Annotated in this window: 17 protein-coding genes; 7 read left to right on the top strand and 10 right to left on the bottom strand. The window is 65.2% G+C overall.

The genetic code is table 11. The features are described from left to right. Positions 1-199: 199 nt before the first annotated feature. The gene (locus tag ACZ1JV_RS00585) at positions 200-958 is read right to left on the bottom strand and encodes an SDR family NAD(P)-dependent oxidoreductase (RefSeq protein WP_465149157.1); all 759 of its coding nucleotides are present in this window, start codon (positions 956-958) and stop codon (positions 200-202) included. A gap of 142 nt (positions 959-1,100) precedes the next feature. Between ACZ1JV_RS00585 and ACZ1JV_RS00580 the strand changes: the two genes are divergently transcribed. Continuing rightward, positions 1,101-1,904, top strand: a complete 804-nt coding sequence (locus ACZ1JV_RS00580; RefSeq protein ID WP_465149156.1) for an SDR family oxidoreductase — start codon at positions 1,101-1,103, stop codon at positions 1,902-1,904. 133 nt (positions 1,905-2,037) lie between these two features. On the opposite strand, the gene ACZ1JV_RS00575 is transcribed toward ACZ1JV_RS00580, so the two are convergent. After that, positions 2,038-3,660 carry an AMP-binding protein gene (locus ACZ1JV_RS00575; protein ID WP_465149155.1) on the bottom strand — a complete coding sequence of 541 codons (1,623 nt, stop codon included), beginning with the start codon at positions 3,658-3,660 and terminating at the stop codon, positions 2,038-2,040. Between the two features lie 143 nt (positions 3,661-3,803). Between ACZ1JV_RS00575 and ACZ1JV_RS00570 the strand changes: the two genes are divergently transcribed. From ACZ1JV_RS00570 to ACZ1JV_RS00560, 3 genes are read left to right on the top strand one after another with little or no spacing between them, the layout of a single operon-like run. Continuing rightward, positions 3,804-4,982, top strand: coding sequence for an aromatic ring-hydroxylating oxygenase subunit alpha (locus ACZ1JV_RS00570; RefSeq protein ID WP_465149154.1), 1,179 nt, complete (start codon positions 3,804-3,806; stop codon positions 4,980-4,982). 14 nt (positions 4,983-4,996) lie between these two features. Continuing rightward, positions 4,997-5,791 carry a sugar phosphate isomerase/epimerase family protein gene (locus ACZ1JV_RS00565; protein ID WP_465149153.1) on the top strand — a complete coding sequence of 265 codons (795 nt, stop codon included), beginning with the start codon at positions 4,997-4,999 and terminating at the stop codon, positions 5,789-5,791. Beyond that, positions 5,788-6,138, top strand: a complete 351-nt coding sequence (locus tag ACZ1JV_RS00560; protein ID WP_465149152.1) for an EthD domain-containing protein — start codon at positions 5,788-5,790, stop codon at positions 6,136-6,138. Before ACZ1JV_RS00565 ends, ACZ1JV_RS00560 begins: the two co-directional genes overlap by 4 nt. 653 nt (positions 6,139-6,791) lie before the next feature. On the opposite strand, the gene ACZ1JV_RS00555 is transcribed toward ACZ1JV_RS00560, so the two are convergent. The 4 genes from ACZ1JV_RS00555 to ACZ1JV_RS00540 all read right to left on the bottom strand — a co-directional run bounded on the left by ACZ1JV_RS00555 (position 6,792) and on the right by ACZ1JV_RS00540 (position 10,084). Beyond that, a complete protein-coding gene (locus ACZ1JV_RS00555; RefSeq protein ID WP_465149151.1) occupies positions 6,792-7,229 on the bottom strand; it encodes a nuclear transport factor 2 family protein in 438 nt (145 codons plus the stop codon). Positions 7,230-7,251: 22 nt separating this feature from the next. Next, positions 7,252-7,938, bottom strand: coding sequence for an SDR family oxidoreductase (locus ACZ1JV_RS00550; RefSeq protein ID WP_465149150.1), 687 nt, complete (start codon positions 7,936-7,938; stop codon positions 7,252-7,254). Further along, entirely contained in the window at positions 7,938-9,281 is a 1,344-nt protein-coding gene (locus ACZ1JV_RS00545; RefSeq protein WP_465149149.1) for an aromatic ring-hydroxylating oxygenase subunit alpha, read from the bottom strand. The genes ACZ1JV_RS00550 and ACZ1JV_RS00545 overlap by 1 nt, the downstream gene beginning before the upstream one ends. A 131-nt stretch (positions 9,282-9,412) precedes the next feature. Beyond that, the gene (locus ACZ1JV_RS00540; protein WP_465149148.1) at positions 9,413-10,084 is read right to left on the bottom strand and encodes a TetR/AcrR family transcriptional regulator; all 672 of its coding nucleotides are present in this window, start codon (positions 10,082-10,084) and stop codon (positions 9,413-9,415) included. Between the two features lie 176 nt (positions 10,085-10,260). On the opposite strand from ACZ1JV_RS00540, the gene ACZ1JV_RS00535 reads away from it, so the two are divergent. From ACZ1JV_RS00535 to ACZ1JV_RS00525, 3 genes are read left to right on the top strand one after another with little or no spacing between them, the layout of a single operon-like run. Beyond that, the gene (locus ACZ1JV_RS00535; RefSeq protein ID WP_465149147.1) at positions 10,261-10,818 is read left to right on the top strand and encodes a nuclear transport factor 2 family protein; all 558 of its coding nucleotides are present in this window, start codon (positions 10,261-10,263) and stop codon (positions 10,816-10,818) included. Next, complete coding sequence (locus ACZ1JV_RS00530) at positions 10,815-12,131, top strand: aromatic ring-hydroxylating oxygenase subunit alpha (RefSeq protein ID WP_465149146.1); 1,317 nt, start codon at positions 10,815-10,817, stop codon at positions 12,129-12,131. The genes ACZ1JV_RS00535 and ACZ1JV_RS00530 overlap by 4 nt, the downstream gene beginning before the upstream one ends. Beyond that, positions 12,128-12,547: a nuclear transport factor 2 family protein gene (locus ACZ1JV_RS00525; protein WP_465149145.1), complete on the top strand. Its 420-nt coding sequence runs from the start codon at positions 12,128-12,130 to the stop codon at positions 12,545-12,547. The genes ACZ1JV_RS00530 and ACZ1JV_RS00525 overlap by 4 nt, the downstream gene beginning before the upstream one ends. 236 nt (positions 12,548-12,783) lie before the next feature. Here ACZ1JV_RS00525 and ACZ1JV_RS00520 read toward each other — a convergent pair whose 3' ends face one another. From ACZ1JV_RS00520 to ACZ1JV_RS00505, 4 genes are read right to left on the bottom strand one after another with little or no spacing between them, the layout of a single operon-like run. Beyond that, on the bottom strand, positions 12,784-13,140 hold the full coding sequence (locus tag ACZ1JV_RS00520; RefSeq protein WP_465149144.1) for a putative quinol monooxygenase: 357 nt from the start codon (positions 13,138-13,140) through the stop codon (positions 12,784-12,786). Between the two features lie 11 nt (positions 13,141-13,151). Further along, positions 13,152-13,661, bottom strand: a complete 510-nt coding sequence (locus ACZ1JV_RS00515; protein ID WP_465149143.1) for a VOC family protein — start codon at positions 13,659-13,661, stop codon at positions 13,152-13,154. Continuing rightward, positions 13,658-15,319, bottom strand: coding sequence for an FAD-dependent oxidoreductase (locus ACZ1JV_RS00510; protein ID WP_465149142.1), 1,662 nt, complete (start codon positions 15,317-15,319; stop codon positions 13,658-13,660). Before ACZ1JV_RS00510 ends, ACZ1JV_RS00515 begins: the two co-directional genes overlap by 4 nt. 38 nt (positions 15,320-15,357) lie before the next feature. Beyond that, positions 15,358-16,149 (bottom strand): SDR family NAD(P)-dependent oxidoreductase, encoded by a 792-nt coding sequence (locus ACZ1JV_RS00505; protein ID WP_465149141.1) that lies wholly within the window; start codon positions 16,147-16,149, stop codon positions 15,358-15,360. Between the last annotated feature and the right edge of the window lie 64 nt (positions 16,150-16,213).

Genomic DNA, 16,213 nt, shown 5'->3' with positions numbered 1-16,213 from the left:
CGGGGATGACGAGGTGGGGTGCTGGGGGGCCTCGTTCATGCTCTCGCCACGCCCTCATCCACCCTTTCCCGCCCCCCTCGCGCACGCCTCTTTCAACCCGCTCAGCCTGAGCTTGTCGAAGGCCCCCGCACCCCCGCACTACGCAAAAAAAGGCGGCGGACCCAAGGCCCGCCGCCAGCTCCATGCCGGAGGGTAAACGTCAGAACTGCACGCGCTTGGTATAGCCGCCGTCGACCACCACGTTGGTGCCGGTGGTGTAAGAAGAGGCGGCGCTGGCCAGGAACACGATGGTGCGGGCCACTTCCTCCGGTCCGCCCCAGCGGCCGAGCGCGAAGGCGGCCTCGGTCGCCTGATAGAGTTCGGGCATGGCCGCGCCGATCGCTTCCCAGTTGCCGCCGGGGAACTTGATCGGGCCGGGCGAAACGCAGTTCACGCGGATGCCCTGCGGGCCGACCATCTGGCTGAGTTGCCCCGAATAGGCGATCAGCGCCGCCTTCATGGCGTTGAAGGCCTGCGGCACGATGAAAGTTTCGGTGCCGGCGGTGGAGGCCATGATCACGACCGCGCCGGAGCCGGATTTCTCCAGATACGGCAGCAAGGTCTCGCAGCCGAGCACGGTGCCCTTGATGTCGGCGGCAAAGCAGGCTTCCCAATCGCCGGTCGCGCCGGAGCCGGAGGCGCTGGCGCCGGGGACGAAAATGTCGCAGCCGCCCAGTCTGTCGGCGGCGGATTTCAGCCATTCGACGTAAGCGCCGTGGTCAAGCATGTCGAACGCCTCACCGATCACGATGCCGCCTTGGCTTGCCAGCGACTCCACCGTTTCGGCCACTTGTTCGGCATTGCGTGAGAAGAACGCGATGTCGCAGCCTTCCGCGGCGAAAATCTCCAGCGCGGCGCGGCCGATGCCGCGGCTGCCGCCGGTGAGAATGACTTTCTTGCCCTTCAGTCCAAGATCCATGGCTGCCTGTTCCTCTGCCTTCGCGCGTTGTTTTCTGTGTGAGTTGTCGCCGCTCCAAGGCGCGGGGGCCACTCCTATTTTGGTCAGGAACGGCGCATCCATCGGCGTGGTACGCCCCCGCTGATAGAGACGGGAGACGATGATGGGACGACTGCAAGGCAAGCGCGCCGTGATTCTGGGCGCGAGCAGCGTGGACAACATGGGCCAGCACATCGCCCGGCGCTTTCTGGCCGAAGGCGCGCGCGTGCTGGTATCGGGGCGCAAGGAGGCCGTTCTGGCCGACTTTGCCGCGCAAAATGGCTGCGAATGGGCCCCGTGCGACCTCACCGACGAAGGCAGCGTGGAGGCGCTGGCCGAAGCGGGCGCGGCGAAACTGGGCGGCATCGATATTGCCCTCAACGCCACCGGCTGGGGCCTGCTGAAGCCGTTCCTCGACACCACGCACGAAGACGTGATGGCGATGACCATGCTGCAGTACGTCGGGCCGTTCCACTTCTTCCAGTCGATGCTGCGGCGCATGGCGCGCAGCCGGGGCGGGCAGGGCGGCTCGATCATCCAGATCAGTTCGGCCACGGCGACGATCATGCTGGACGATCACGCCGCCTACATGGGCACCAAGGCGGGGACGGACCATGTGATCCGCTGCGTGGCCAACGAATTCGGGCGCGAGGGGGTGCGGGCGAACTCGATCTCTCCGGGGCTGACCGATACGCCGATGACCGCGGATGCCAAGCAGGTGCCGGGGTTGTTCGATGCGTTTCTGGCCGGCTATCCGCTGGGCCGCATCGGCACCTCCGACGATATCGCCGCCGCCGCCGTCTGGCTGGCCAGCGACGAATGCTTCATGACCGGCGAGAACCTGCAAGTGAACGGCGGCCTGACCCTGCGGCGCAATCCGATGAAGAGCGAGATCGACGCGGCCATAGCTTCGTCATCCCGGACTTGATCCGGGATCGCTGGCAAGTCTTTAGGTACGCGGGCGGGGTATTGACGCCCTGCCGAAAGGTGGGCTGTTCATGGACAGCGGTCCCAGCTTTCGCTGGGATGACGTTATTGTTTTGGACGTCTTTCCCTGATCCTCACGGAACCAGCAAAGCCCGCACATCCTCGCGCAACAAATCCTTCCGGACTTTGCCCGAGGCGGTGCGGGGGAAATCCTCGCGGAACTCGAACCGCTCCGGAATCTTCTGCTTGGCGAGCCCACTGGCGGCGACATGGGCGGCAAGGTCTTCGCCCGACACCGCCCCAATCGCGATCACATAAGCGCAGACGCCTTCGCCCAATCGCACGTGGGGCATGGCGACCACGGCCGCCTCCCGCACCAGCGGATGGCCGTGGAGCACGTCCTCGATCTCCTTGGCGGAGATGTTTTCGCCGCCCCGGATGATCAGGTCCTTCTTGCGGCCGGTCACCGTGATCGCCCCCTCGGCTGAGCGCGTGCCCAGATCTCCGGTACGGAAGAAACCATCCGCCGTGATCGCCTCCCGCGTCTGCTCCGCGTCGGCATAGCCCAGCAACATGCCCGGCCCGCGTGCGAGAATCTCGCCCTCCTGCCCATCGGGCAAGTCGCGGTCTTCGCCGTCGACGATCCGTACTTCGTAATCGACCACTTTGCCGTCGGTCACGGCGGCAAGCGCCTCGTCGCGCGGCCAGCCGAACGTCACCAGCGGCACTTCGGATGCGCCGAAGACGCGGAAGGCGCGGCACTGGGCGAAGGCGGCATTGGCGGCGGGGATCAGGTCCGCCGGCACCGCCGCGCCGCCGCAGGCAAAGAAGCGGAACGTGGGCAGCGGATTGCCCGCCGCACGCGCCGCCGCCGCCAGTTCCACCAGAAAGGGCGTGGCGGCGACCGTGCCGACGAGTGCGTGCCGGTCGATCAGGGCCAGCGCCTCGGCCGCGTTCCAGCTTTCCATCAACACGGTGCGGGTGCCGCAGACGAAGGGCGCCTCCAGCCCATTGGCATAGCCCGAAACGTGGGTGACGGGGGAGGGCATAAGCGTCGCCTCCCCCGGCGCAAGGCCCCAATGCGCGGCGCTTTCCCGCAGGATGCGCGCGATGGAGACGTGGCTGTGCAGCACGCCCTTGGGCTTGCCTGTCGTGCCCGAGGTGTAGAGCACCATCTTCACGCCCAGCGGATCGACGGCGGGGCGCGCGAAAGCCCGCCCGCGTCCTTCCGCGACCAGCGCGGCGTAATCGTCGTCGCCTTCTCCACGCACAGTGAAGACATGCCGCAAGTCGGGCAACTCGGCCGCGATCCGCGCGGCCATGGCGGCATAGTCGAACTTGCGGAACGTGGCGGGCACGAACAGCGCGGCGGCGCGGCAATCGGCCAGCATTTGCGCCACTTCCCGGTCGCGGTAGATCGGTACGATGGGATTGACGACCAGCCCGGACATGGCGGCGGCCAGATTGATGACCATCGCTTCGCGCCAGTTGGGCACCTGAAAGGCCAGCACATCGCCGGGCCGCAGCCCGCGCGCGTGGAGCGCGGCCGAAAGCGCCTCTGCATCGGCCAGTGCCTGCGCGCGCGTCACGGTGACTTCGCCGTCGATCAGCGCCACGAAATCGGGGTCCGCCTCGGCCAGCGCCTGTGCTTGCTGCGCGATCGTGCGTTCGTCCCACACGCCGGTTTCGGCATAGGCGGCCAGGTGCGGCGGCGGCGTTTTCAGCCACGCCCAGGGGCTGTCATTCCTCTCCATCATCGCCGATGACTGCCCTTGCCGAAGATCGCGGCCAACTGGCCAAAGTACCAAGCCACCGGATGGCACCTATCACCTTGCGCAGGTTGCCGCCATCCGCTCACGGGCACAGGATCGCAGGCGATAACGATGCGGGAGAGGACCGAGTGGACCGCGTGAAGCACATTGGCGACGTTGCCGAGATCATGCTCGATTACGTCGAGAACAAGAAGACTTTCCAGACGGATCGGACATTCAAGGTCCCCACCGCAAGCTATACCGACAAGGACCAGTACAAGGCCGAGATGGAGCTGGTGTTCAAGCGCGTGCCGCTGATGCTGGCCTTCACCGCGGAAATGCCGAAGCCCGGCGATTACAAGGCGATGGAGGCCGTGGGCCTGCCGGTGCTGATCACGCGCGACAAGGAAGGGAAGGTCCGTGCGTTCCTGAACGTCTGTTCGCATCGCGGCGCGCCGGTGGCGGCCGAAGGGCATGGCAATTGCGCGCGCTTCACCTGCAAGTACCACGCCTGGACGTACGCGGCGGACGGCCGCCTGCTGGGCATTTCGGAGGCGAGCACCTTCGGGCAAGTGGACAAGGCCGAGATGGGCCTGCGCCAGCTTCCGTGCGAGGAACGCGCCGGCATGATCTTCGTCTGCCTGACGCCCAATGCGCCGATGGACCTCGACAATCATTTTCGCGGTTATCTTGAGGATTTCGAGGCGCTGGACTTCGCCAACTGGACTTATCTGGGCAACCGCACGATCGAGGGTGCGAACTGGAAGATCGCCTTCGACGGCTATCTGGAGGGCTATCACTTCCAGTCGCTCCATCCGGAAACGATCTTTCCGCGCACGCCGTCCAACTGCACGCATTACGAAGGCTTCGGCCCGAACATCCGCATCGGCTTCCCCCAGCACTCGATTGCCGAGCAGTTGAAGGACGTCCCGCGCGAGGAATGGGGCAACAAGGAGAATTACGGCTACGATTTCGTGCGCATCTTCTTCCCCAACGTATCGATCTTCATCGCGCCCGAAATCACCCAGGTCGCCCAGCTATTCCCAGGGCCGACGCCCGACCGTAACCGCACCGTGCTGAACTACCTGCGCCGCGATCCCGTCCGTGACGAGGCGGACCGCGAGAAGGTGGAGGCGGCAATGAACTTCTTCCGCGACGTGACCTATCAGGAGGATTACGTCATCGGGTTGGAGATCCAGAAAGGCCTGGAATCAGGCGCGCATGACGAGCTTACCTTCGGTCGCAACGAAAGGGGCAACCAGTACTTCCATGAATGGCTGAACTGGTATTTGCAGGACGACGCCTCGCTGCCCGAACCGCAAATGTAAGGCGGACGGGACAGATGGCGCGCAAGCTTTCGCTGGCTTCGGGCGTGCTGCCCGAATTCGGCGCGGTGGACGTGGTGGAGGCCGGCGCGGCGACGGGGTTCGACGCGGTCGGCCTCTGGATCGATCCGGCGCAGTGGACCGCGCAGCACAGCCGCGATACCCGTGCGGCGCTGGCGCGCACCGGGATACCGGTGCTCGATGTGGAAGTCGTGTGGATCAAGCCCGATTCCGCGCTCGACGATCATCGCAAGGTGATCGACGTGGGCGCGGATCTGGGCGCGGGGAATGTGCTTTGCGTCTCCTCCGACCCCGACCTTGGGGCGACGGCGGCGAAACTGGCTTCGCTCTGCCGTCACGCAGAGGGTTCGGGCATGCGCGTGGCGCTGGAATTCGGCATTTTTACCGAGGTGAAGAACCTGGCGCAGGCGCTGGGCGTGATCGCGCAAGTGGATCATCCGCTGGCGGCAGTGCTGGTCGATCCGATCCATGTCGACCGTTCGGGTACCAGTGTAGCGGAGATCGCCGCCATCGATCCGGCACTGCTGCCCTATGCCCAATTCTGCGATGCCCGCGCCGCGCGGCCCGATCCGGACGATTTCGCCGCCGTGATTACCGATGCGGTGGACTTGCGCGAACAGTGCGGGGAGGGGGCGCTGCCTTTGGCGGCGTTGCTGGAAGCGCTGCCGGCCGACGTGCCGCTGTCCATCGAATTGCGCTCTGCCGCACTGCGCGAGGCTTTCGCCCATCCGGTGCTGCGCGCCAAGGCGGTACTGGATGCCACGCGCGGCTGGCTGGATACCCTGGCGTGACCGTCACCGTAGTCACCTTGCTCAAGCGCCGCAAGGGCATGAGCCGCGAGGATTTTCGCATCTATTACGAGACCCACCACCGCCGCGTCGGCGAGCGGGTGCTGACCGGCTATGCCACGCGCTATGTGCGGCGCTACCTCACGCCGACCGACGGCGTGGACCAGATCTGCGATGTCGACGTCGTGATGGAGATCGACTTTCCCGACGAAGCAACGCGGGATGCCTGCTTCGCTGCGCTGGGCGATCCCGCGACGCAGGCGATGATCGCGGAGGACGAGGAACGGCTGTTCGATCGCGAACGGATCCGCACGTTCAGCGTCAGCGACGTGGCCTCGGTTCTAGGCTAGGGTGCGTGGACGGATTTGGATAGTCCGCAAGTGTCGACAAAGCGGTTAACGGTATTCAGATGGGAGAGGCTTGGCTGGCGGAGCTTTCAACGAGCATCGGCGCTCCGCGCCCTCAACCCGATTATAAGAACCTGCCGAATTACGTCGAAGCCTCCAAGTGCGTGGCTCAGTCGGTTCCGCCATGTGTTGAATGGACCTGACAGCCAACCGAGAAGATTTTACCGTTCCTTCAAGGACCTTCTTGACCTCGATTTCAAGAGCGTAGGGAAACGTAAAATATATGATGCCCTTGCGTTCACGGACCTCGCCCCTTTGTTGACTGACAATACTTCCCATAACTTTTGCGTCGTAACACTCTGCATGGGCATTGGCTGTTCCTGCGGTCAGAAGGCAGGCCGCCAGTGTCGCGGCGGATGATAAGCGGACTAGTAATCGCATCTCGGCAGCGTACCCGACCTCATGTTCGCGTCCACCCAAAAACCATCCTTCCAGCCCCGCTCAGGCTGAGCTTGTCGAAGCCCCCTAGGCTGGGCGCCGCGGCTCCCCATGCTTCGACAAGCTCAGCATGAGCGGGGTGGGTGAGGTGATGGCAACTCACCACCCATCCAAGCCATCAAATGACGTTGAATTTGTCCCCGCGACTTCGTCGCCCTTCAATCCTCGCGCGCGTCCATCGTCGTATATTCGCGGCGAGTGAACAGCCATTGCCCGTCGATCCGCGCCAGTTCGTCGGCATAGCGGCCGCGCAGGCGCATGGTCTTGCCACTGGCGGGATCGTCGAACAGTTCGGATGTGTAGGAGACCGCCGTGGCACAATCGCCCTCCACCCGGATCGTGCCGGGATGGGCGACGTAGATCATCGGTCGGCCGCCGGAAAGGCCGTAGCGCTTCATCGATTCCACCCATGCCGCGACGATGGCGGGCTTGCCGGTGTAGCCGCCCAGATCGGGGAACTCGGGCAAGGCCCAGAAGGCGTCTTCCGCCCATGTCGCGGCCCAGACTTCGGCATCGCGCGTCATCACCCCGTGGGCGTAACTATCCAACAGTTCGCGGATCAGGATGCGGTCTTCCAGCGGTCCGGTGAATGCCATGCGCGGGGTATCTCCTGCGTGTTCAATAGGGATGTGGTTCGCCGTTCCATTTGTAGAACCCGCCGGACATCGCGAGCGTCAGCCGCCCGGTCAGTTCGGCGATGCCGGCCGCGCTTTCCTGCGGCGTCAGATCCGCCTGCGGCCCGCCCATGTCGGTCTGCACCCAGCCGGGGTGGACGCTGATCGCGATGATCCCGCGATCCTGCGTGCCCAGTGCGATGGAGACCACCAGCCGGTGCAGCGCCGCCTTGGATGCGGAATAGGCCTCATATCCCGGATAGGGCCAGGTGGAGGCGCCGACCTGGCTGCCGAAGCACACCACTTTCGCGCCCGGCTTCAGGCGCGGCAGGAAGGCCTGGAACACGCGCATGGGTCCATTGACGTTGACGTTGAAGACGTTGAGCCAGTCCGCGAAATCGGCGCTTTCCAGTTCCGAGGTCACGCTGCCCGATACGCCCGCGACGTTATAAAGCACGTCGATCGCGCCGTGGCCGGTGTCAGCCGCGCCGGCTTTTACCGAGGCGTCGTCCCCCACGTCCATGGCGTGCAGGGTGACGAGGCCGCCCGAAGCCTCGGCGATATCTTGCAGCGCCGTCGCCCGCCCCGGATCGCGCAGCAGGGCGAACACGCGGTCCCCCTGCGCCAGATGCAGCTTGACGAGTTCGAGCGCGATGCCGCGCCCCGCGCCGGTGATTGCCACGTTCGCCATCAGGGCTTCCTTCCTTCGATCCAGTCGTTCAGCACTTCGTGGAAGAAGCGCACGCGGGTTTCCTGCGCCGGCAGGTAAGCGTCGGTATAGCCGCGCGAATGCATGCCTGCCTGCATTCCTTCGGCCAGTTCCATGTCCTGATAGACGATCTGCCCGGCCAGTTCAGGAATCCCCCGACCGCCGTCGAAATCGCGGTGTTCGCAGGCGGCCGCCTCGCGCAGCGGGCGGGGGCCGGCCATCACCGATTCCACCACATCCTGCCCCGCCACCGGAAAGGCCATGCACCACAGATCGAAGAAGCATTTCTCCGGATCTTCGGGATGCGGTTCGGACCGGAACAGCACCAGATTGTCCGGCAGGAAGCTGATCGTCACATTGGGGAAGATCACCGTGTGCGGGCTGTCGGTAATCTCCTCCTCATCCATGTGTTCGTAATGGAGATAGCCGCGCGCCTTCCAATCGCGCTTTTTCGCGGCCTTCAGGTCCAGCCAGCCCTGCATCGCCATGTCCTCGTAAGAGGCATAGCCGTCCGGATCGATGCCCCAGTGCTGGAGGATCAGCTTGTAGGGATGCGGCAGGTCGTCCGGCAGCCGGTCGGACAGCGATGGGCGCATCGGCTGCACCGTGCGGCCATGCCCGGCGGGCCACATCTCGTGCCGGGCGGTGTCGACGTCCTGATCGATCCACGGCGGCACTTGCGGATGGGCGGTGCGGGTGTGGTAGCTTTCCGAGAAGTTGTCGGTCACGAACTTCCAGTTGGCATTCAGCGCGATGCGATACCAGGCGACGCGGACGGCAGTTTCCATCGGATAGCGCGCGTAGACGTCGGGCAGGGGGGCCAGATATTCGCGCAGACCCGGTCCCTCCTTCGCCATCGTGTACCAGACGAAGCCACCCCAGCTTTCGCAGCGCAGTTCCTTCAGCGAGAGCTTGCCGCAGGGGCTGCCTTGCGGGAAATCGCCTTCGTCCTGCACCTGGATCAGCGCGCCATCCAGCGCATAGCGCCAGCCGTGGTAGGGGCAGGAAATCGTGTCGACGGAGGACATGCCGCGCACCAGCCGCATGCCGCGATGGGCGCAGGAATTGTAGAAGGCGCGGACGGAGCCGTCCTCCTGCCGGATCGCGATCACCGATTCCTTCATGAAATCATGCACCATGAAGTCGCCGGCTTCCGGAATGTCGGCCAGGCGCCCGGCGATGTGCCAGATGCGGGTCCAGAGCCCGTCCCATTCCTTCTGTGCGAAATCGCGGGCGTAGTAGCGGTCCCCCGTGATCGGATCGCCGCGCAAGTTGCCGGGATCGCGGCCGTCGAGCGGCGCCATGGCCTCCGCAGGCTTGTTCATGCCGGTTGCACTCCTGTCCCCGTCTTTTCGATTCTTTCGCCGCAAGTCTGCGGGCGGGGCAGGGGCGGGGCACCTGTCACTTGTGCGAGAAAGCCGGACGCGCTGCCGGTTTTCATCTGGCCGGTTTTCTTTCAGCTGCGCTCGTTCAGATCCTGCATGGTGCGCGCGGCGAAGCGGCGCAGGCGGTCCATCCGGTCGCCGTCGCCGAAGATCGGCCGGTGCAGCAGCATGCCCATGTGCATGGCGCTGGTGAAATCGTGCGCCAGCTTCAGGTTCTCCCAATCGTCGCGCCATTGGGGGAATGCCTCGATCATCTCGCTCATCCAGATTTCGTCGTAGCGGCGGGCGACCGGGGCGAAGATCGCCGCCAGTTCGCCATCGGTCCGCGCGGCAACGGCGAGTTCCAGCCAGGCGGCATAATCGCGCGTCTGCACGGAACGCCAGTGCGCCTCGCACGCCAGTTCGATCTTCGGTTCGCTGGCGCGGTGGGCAAGCGCGTTCAGGTAATCGTCCAGAAAGGCGCGCATCCGGTGGTAGACCGCATGGTCCAGCACGGCGGCCACCAGCGCCATGCGTGAAGGGAAGTGGTGGTGCATGGCCCCGCGCGAAACGTCGCAGCGGGTGGCGACGGCGGCGGTGGTGAGGCCGGGATAGCCATGCTCCACCAGACAGTCGATCGCGGCCGAGACCAGCCGCTCGCGCATCCGCGCGCTCTTGCGCTGCTGCCACTTGGCCGGCGGCTCGGCGTGGATTTCCGGGGCCAGGGCGCCCAGGATGCGGTCCTGAAGGGTCTCGCTGTTCATGGCCTCTCCTTGGCGGGAAGGCTGCCTGCCAATGCCGTCCAGCGCCACCTAGCCTTAGTCGCAGGTGAGGAAGACTGCCGCCTCATACCATAAAACCGGCAGGTGAGTCGGTTTCCGATTTGCCGGACCCTCAAGACACGCCGCGAAGCGTGCAGGGGCGGAGAGGAAGGCAGACCATGACCGAGGCGCAATTGGCGCAGGAATTCGATCTCGCCGCGCAAGTGCGCGACCTTGCCGCGCGGCGCGACATTGCCGAAGCCGCGCACCGCTACATGCGCGGGCTGGACCGGCTGGACGCGGCGCTGCAGCGCCGGGCTTTTCACGACGATGCCGTGGTGGACTGCGGGCTGATGCAGGGCAGCGTCGATGAGTTCGTGGCCTTCTGTCAGGACTTTCTGGGCACCATGGAGGCGACGCACCATCTGCTGGGCCAGCACCGCATCGAGGTTTCGGGAGAGACCGCGCGGGGAGAGGCTTATTTCCAGGCCTGGCACGGCGTGCGCGAAGAGGGCGGCGGCGTGCGGGACCTGTTCGTCGCCGGACGATATCTTGACGAATATGCCTGCCGGAACGGCGAATGGCGCATCACCGCGCGCCTGCTGGTGACCGACTGGGTCAAGGACGATCCCGGCTCACTCGATTTCTTCGCCGCCAATCCCGGCGTCGTGCGCGGCGGCCGTCGCGGCAGCGATCCCAGCGACATCGACTCCAGCCAGACAGGAGCGCGTTCATGAACGTCCAGAGCAAGGTTTCCCGCTACTCGCAGGAATTCGATCCGCCGGTGCGCGGGGACACGATCACGGCGGACCGCTACATCTCCAAGGAGTGGATGGCGGGTGAGATGAAGAACCTTTGGCCCAAGGTCTGGCATCTTGGCGGCGTGCTGGCCGATCTGGAGGAGCCGGGCGACGTGATCCGGCACAATTTCGGCAAGGAATCGGTGATCATGGTGCGGCAGGAGGACGAGTCCATCCGCGCCTTCTACAACTCCTGCCCGCACCGGGGGAACCGGCTGATCCTGGCCGACGTGACCAGCGTGCCGCGCATCACCTGCGGTTATCACAACTGGACATACGACCTGGGCGGCACCTTGATCAAAGTGCAGGACCCGGACGATTTCGAGGGCGGCAGCCCTTGCGGCAAAGTCCACCTTTCCGAACTGCGCTGCGAGACCTGGGGCCCCTTCGTGTTCTGGTGCATGGACGATGACGTCGCCCCGCTGCACGAATGGCTGTCCCCTTTTCCCGAGCGTCTGGCCGGTTACGGCATAGACAACTGGGTGCGCGTGCTGAACCTCTCTGCCGACTGCGAATTCAACTGGAAGATCATCCGCGACAATTTCAACGAGAGCTACCACCTGCCCACCATCCACCCGGAACTGGCGACCTTCATCAATGACGGGCTGCCGGATACGCTGTTCGAGATGTATCCGTCGGGCCATAACTCGATGTGGATGAAGGGCCATCAGGCCACCACTCGCGTCGACTATCACACCACCGAAGTGCCCGCCCCGCTGGACCAGATCGCGCAGGCCTGGGGCATCGATCCGGCCGATTATGCAGGCCATACCGGAGACTTGCGCGCGGCGGTGATCGAAGCGAAGCGGCGGCTGGGGCCGGAGCGGGGCTTTGCCAATTATGCGCAGATGAGCGACCAGCAACTGGTCGATTATTTCCACTGCACGCTGTTTCCGAACCTGACGCTGACCATGAGCCCGGAACAGCTTCAGGTGCTGCGCACCGAACCGCATCCCACCGATCCCGAGAAGTGCGTGTTCCAGCATTGGTGCCTCTATCCGCCGATCGCGGGCATGCGCGAGGTGGAAACGCCGGTGGGCACGGTGCCGCTGCGCCACGATGCCGTCGCGCGGCATTCGGTCTATGGCGACGGCGTCTCGCTGGGCTTCGTGGCGGATCAGGACTTGTCCATCGGCACCAGCCAGCAGCAGGGCCTCAATTCGCGCGGGTTCAAGGGCTGCATCCTGCCGGGCCAGGAAAAGCGCGTGCAGCGGTTCCACGAATTGCTGAACGACATGGTGCAGGGGTGATCCCTTGCCCTATCGAGGATCGGCTGGCGATCCAGGACCTTATCGTCGCCTATGCGCACGCCGTGGACAGCCTGCATGACATCGACGGGATATGCGATGTCTTCGTGGAGGATGCGGTGTTCGACCTTTCGGGCATCGGCTTTCCCAACCTTGTCGGCCGGGCGGCGATCGGGGCGTTCTTCGAGAATACCTTCGCGGCGATGGCTGCCCATGCGCATTACCTGACGAACTTCGCGATCACCGCTTATGAGGGCAATCGGGCCTCCATCCGCGCTTATGTGATCGGCATGGGGCGGTATCGGGCGGGCGGCGGGATTACCGTCCACGGGCGGTATTATTTCGACGTGGCGCGCACGGCGGCGGGGTGGAAGGCCGCGCGTTATACGATGGACTTCTTGATCCCGCCGGAGGGGTGAGGGAGCGCGAAGCCGTCCGTGAGCTGCTGACCGGCACACGCGGCACGCTGCACCCCGTATAACAACGCCGCAATCCAAAACCTCGTCGCCCCCGCGAAGGCGGGGGCCCCGCTTTCCTTCGCGCCACGGCTCAAGAACAAGCGGGATCCCCGCCTTCGCGGGGATGACGAGAAGGGGGGGTGGGAGTTGTGGCGTGGGCGGCGTTGGCGTTTGTGGGCGCGCGAGGTGTACGAGCCCTACAACGTCACCCCGAAAATCTCCTTCCGCGGCCAGCCCTCCTCGTCATAGACCGGCTCGATCCCGGCGACGGAATAGATCTGCACCGCAAAGCCCGTCAGCTCGTATTCGCCAAGATGCGCGCGCATCGCTGCATAGGAGGCATGCGCGAAGTGGCCCAGCAGGTCGCGCTCGCTGTCCCATTCCTCGTAGACATGGATCACGCCGGGATCGAGCGGATCGACCGCCCAGTTGTAGGCGGTGCAGCCGTGTTCCTCCCGGCTGGAGGCGATGTGCTGCGCGCCGCCTTGGATGATGGCGGCGCAAAGGGTGTCGTCGCCCGCGAAGCGGAGCGTTCCGGCCACGATGATGCGCATTGGGGGTCCTTTCAGGCAATCGGCCGGATCAGCGGCGTCTCGTGGATTTCCAGGATTTCGAAGACGTTGCCGAAGAAATCCCGGCAATAGGTGCCCGCATAGCCGTGCTTGGTGCCGTCCGCGTCGGTGGTGATCGTTGCCAGTTCGGGCGGGGCGTGGACGGGCAGGCCCGCTGCCACGATCCGCTCGTGCACGGCGGCGAGGTCCTCTACTTGCAGGGCGATATGCGTGTAGCCGAATTCGTTGACGCCCCGGCGCGGATCCTGCGGCTGGCTCTGCTTCGGCGCGGTATATTCGAAGCACTCGATCTGCACATTGCCCAGCCGGCAGAAGAACTGCTCCGCCGCGCTGCCTTCCAGACCGACGATCTGGTCGATGAAGGGATTGTCCGCCCAGCGCAGCGGCTCCACTTCCTCCACCGCGCCCAGGATATCGAGGTAGAAGTGCCGCGCCTTGGCCAGATCGGGCACCGAGACGCCGATGTGGTGGACGCCGATCACGCCGGGAAGAGGGCCGCTCATGCCGCTACCGTGCTTTCCGCGCCGACATTGCGCTGTGCGGCGTGCCGGCCGGCAAGGTAACCGAAGACCATGCCCGGCCCCAGCGTGCCGCCGCCGCCGCCGTAGGTCATGCCCATCATCGATCCCATGGCATTGCCTGCCGCGTAGAGGCCCTCGATCGGCTTCAGGTCCACGTCCAGTACGCGGCCGAGCGTGTCCGTCTTCGGCCCGCCCTTGGTGCCCAGCGCGCCGGACTTGACCTCGGCCGCGTAGTAGGGGCCGCCCTCGATCTTGCCGAGCGTGGCCTCCTTGCGGCCCTTGCGGTCGGGATCGCCCCAATAGAGGTCGTAGTAGCTATCGCCCCGGCCGAAATCCGCGTCCTTGCCGGTGTCGACCATCTTGTTCCAGCGTTCGACCGTGGCCTCCAGCGCGCCTTCCGGAATGCCCAGCTTGTCCGCGAGTTCGGCAAGGGTATCGCCGCGCGCGATCCAGTCGGCGGGTTCGCGCTTGTGCTCGCCGTCGCCCACGCCGATCAACTGCGTGTCGAGGAAGCCCCACTTGTCGTAGAACGTCTGGTTGAACAGGCACCAGGCCGGAAGATTGGCCCAGGAGCAGGAATTGAGATCCTGCACATGGAACGCCGCGCCGAAGGCGTTGTAGTTCGCCGCCTCGTTGGTGAAGCGCTTGCCCGTGCGATTGACCATGATGGTGCCGGGCAGCGTCCGTTCCCCGGTGAACAGCATCCGGCCCATTTCGTTGAGCGGGGCCTCCACCACCGGCATCCACCACGCTTCCCGCATGGAGGAGAGCATGGCGCCGGCCTTCATCGCCATGCGCAATCCGTCGCCGGTATTGGTGCGGATCGAGACGGGGGAGGTCAGCGGGCCGCGCAGGAAGGCGGCCTTGAACGCCTCGTTATGTTCGAAGCCGCCGGTTGCCAGCATGACGTTGGGCGCGTCGATCAGGGTGCCGTCGTCCAATTCCACGCCCTTGGTTATGCCGTCCTCGATCCGCAGTTCCTTGCCGCCGGTGCCCAGCAGGAATTCCACGCCCCGGTTCAGACAGCCGCGCAGCAGACGGCCGACGAGGGCGTGGCCCAGCCCGCGCTCGTCATTGTCGGCCCGGCGCTTGGCCTCGGCAGGGTCCAGCGGATCGGGCACGGCCTGCGCCAGCGAGGTTTCGCCCACGGTGAAATAGACGTGCGGCCAGTAATAGGGGGAGACTTCCACCCGGTCCCGCCATTCGCCGAGATCACCGTAGGGATAGACCGCGCATTCCAGCGTGCGGCCCCCGCGCGATGCCGCGCCGGGCTGTTCGGGGTGGTAGTCTGGGAAATCGGGCACCACCATGAACTTCACCGGCGTGCGGTCTTCCAGGAAGGCCACCATCTCGACGCCGCCGTCGATATAGGCTTCTGCCATCTGCGGCTCGATCAGGCCGTTGGACATGGAGGCGAGGTAGGTCAGCGCCTTTTCGCGGCTGTCCTCCTTGCCGAAGGCCTGTTGGTGCGGGTTGCAGGGAATCCAGATCTGCCCGCCGGACCAGGCCGAAGTGCCGCCTAGCTTCTGCCCCTTTTCGATCACGAGAACTTTCGCGCCATGTTCGGCCGCGGTCAGCGCAGCCGTCAGCCCCGCCGCGCCCGAACCGAGCACGACGAGATCGTATGCCTTGTTGCTCATTGTCTCTCTCCCGATGGCCTCTTCAGGGCCTCATGAAATCAGACCTGACTAAAGCCTCCGTCCATCACGAGTTCGTCGCAGGTCATGAAACTGGATGCCTCGCTGGCAAGGAAGACCACGCCGCCCGCCATTTCCTCCGGCCGGCCGAGGCGGCCGATGGGGTGGGTGGTGTTCATCGCCGCCAGCGAAGCCTCGCGCGAGGGCGAGGCGCCGAGTTCGACGTAGCGGTCCATGATCGATGCCAGCATCGGCGTCTCGATCCCGCCGGGGTGCACCGAATTGACGCGGATGTTGTACTTCAGCGCCGCGAATTCGGCGCCCAGGCACTTGGACAGCATCTTGATGGCCGCCTTGCTGACGCAATAGGCCGCATTGAACGCCGCACCGCGCAGGCCGCCGACGCTGGAGAAGTTGATCACCGAAGCCCCGCCCTTGCGCGCCTTGCCCCCGGCCTTCAGCAGATCGAGCAGGATCTGCGTGCCGATGATGGCGGAATCGACGTTGATCGCGTTGACCCGGTGGAATTCGGAAAGCGGCGTATCCTCGAACTTGGTGACGATGGAAAAGCCCGCGTTGTTCACCAGCACGTCCAGCCTGCCGTAGTTTTCCCGCACCAGCGCCTCCACCGCGCGCCAGTCAGCCTCGCTGGTGACGTCGTGCTTCAGATAGTGGTCGGCGCCTTCGATCGCGGCGTCGTCCTTCAGGTCGGTGGCGATCACGGTGGCGCCGGCGGCCTTCATGGCCTTCACGATCTCTCGCCCGATGCCGCCTGCGGCTCCGGTGACGACGGCGATGGTGTCGGGGAGGGCGCCGGGTGAGGTGGGGGTCATGCTTGGTGTTCCTCTATGTGTTCGGTTGCGCCCTGCGCGCAGGGGGCTTCGACAAGCTCAGCCT

The organism is Novosphingobium sp. BL-S-19, assembly GCF_055521675.1.
The sequence above is the reverse complement of the archived record's forward strand: the minus strand, read 5'-3'. Positions and strand labels throughout refer to the sequence as shown.

Bases quoted from the DNA above. Each gene is read 5' to 3' on its own strand.
- ACZ1JV_RS00585 (WP_465149157.1), bottom strand. From the start codon at position 958: ATGGATCTTGGACTGAAGGGCAAGAAAGTCATTCTCACCGGCGGCAGC.
- ACZ1JV_RS00580 (WP_465149156.1), top strand. From the start codon at position 1,101: ATGGGACGACTGCAAGGCAAGCGCGCCGTGATTCTGGGCGCGAGCAGC.
- ACZ1JV_RS00575 (WP_465149155.1), bottom strand. From the start codon at position 3,660: ATGATGGAGAGGAATGACAGCCCCTGGGCGTGGCTGAAAACGCCGCCG.
- ACZ1JV_RS00565 (WP_465149153.1), top strand. From the start codon at position 4,997: ATGGCGCGCAAGCTTTCGCTGGCTTCGGGCGTGCTGCCCGAATTCGGC.
- ACZ1JV_RS00555 (WP_465149151.1), bottom strand. From the start codon at position 7,229: ATGGCATTCACCGGACCGCTGGAAGACCGCATCCTGATCCGCGAACTG.
- ACZ1JV_RS00550 (WP_465149150.1), bottom strand. From the start codon at position 7,938: ATGGCGAACGTGGCAATCACCGGCGCGGGGCGCGGCATCGCGCTCGAA.
- ACZ1JV_RS00545 (WP_465149149.1), bottom strand. From the start codon at position 9,281: ATGAACAAGCCTGCGGAGGCCATGGCGCCGCTCGACGGCCGCGATCCC.
- ACZ1JV_RS00540 (WP_465149148.1), bottom strand. From the start codon at position 10,084: ATGAACAGCGAGACCCTTCAGGACCGCATCCTGGGCGCCCTGGCCCCG.
- ACZ1JV_RS00535 (WP_465149147.1), top strand. From the start codon at position 10,261: ATGACCGAGGCGCAATTGGCGCAGGAATTCGATCTCGCCGCGCAAGTG.
- ACZ1JV_RS00530 (WP_465149146.1), top strand. From the start codon at position 10,815: ATGAACGTCCAGAGCAAGGTTTCCCGCTACTCGCAGGAATTCGATCCG.
- ACZ1JV_RS00520 (WP_465149144.1), bottom strand. From the start codon at position 13,140: ATGCGCATCATCGTGGCCGGAACGCTCCGCTTCGCGGGCGACGACACC.
- ACZ1JV_RS00515 (WP_465149143.1), bottom strand. From the start codon at position 13,661: ATGAGCGGCCCTCTTCCCGGCGTGATCGGCGTCCACCACATCGGCGTC.
- ACZ1JV_RS00510 (WP_465149142.1), bottom strand. From the start codon at position 15,319: ATGAGCAACAAGGCATACGATCTCGTCGTGCTCGGTTCGGGCGCGGCG.
- ACZ1JV_RS00505 (WP_465149141.1), bottom strand. From the start codon at position 16,149: ATGACCCCCACCTCACCCGGCGCCCTCCCCGACACCATCGCCGTCGTC.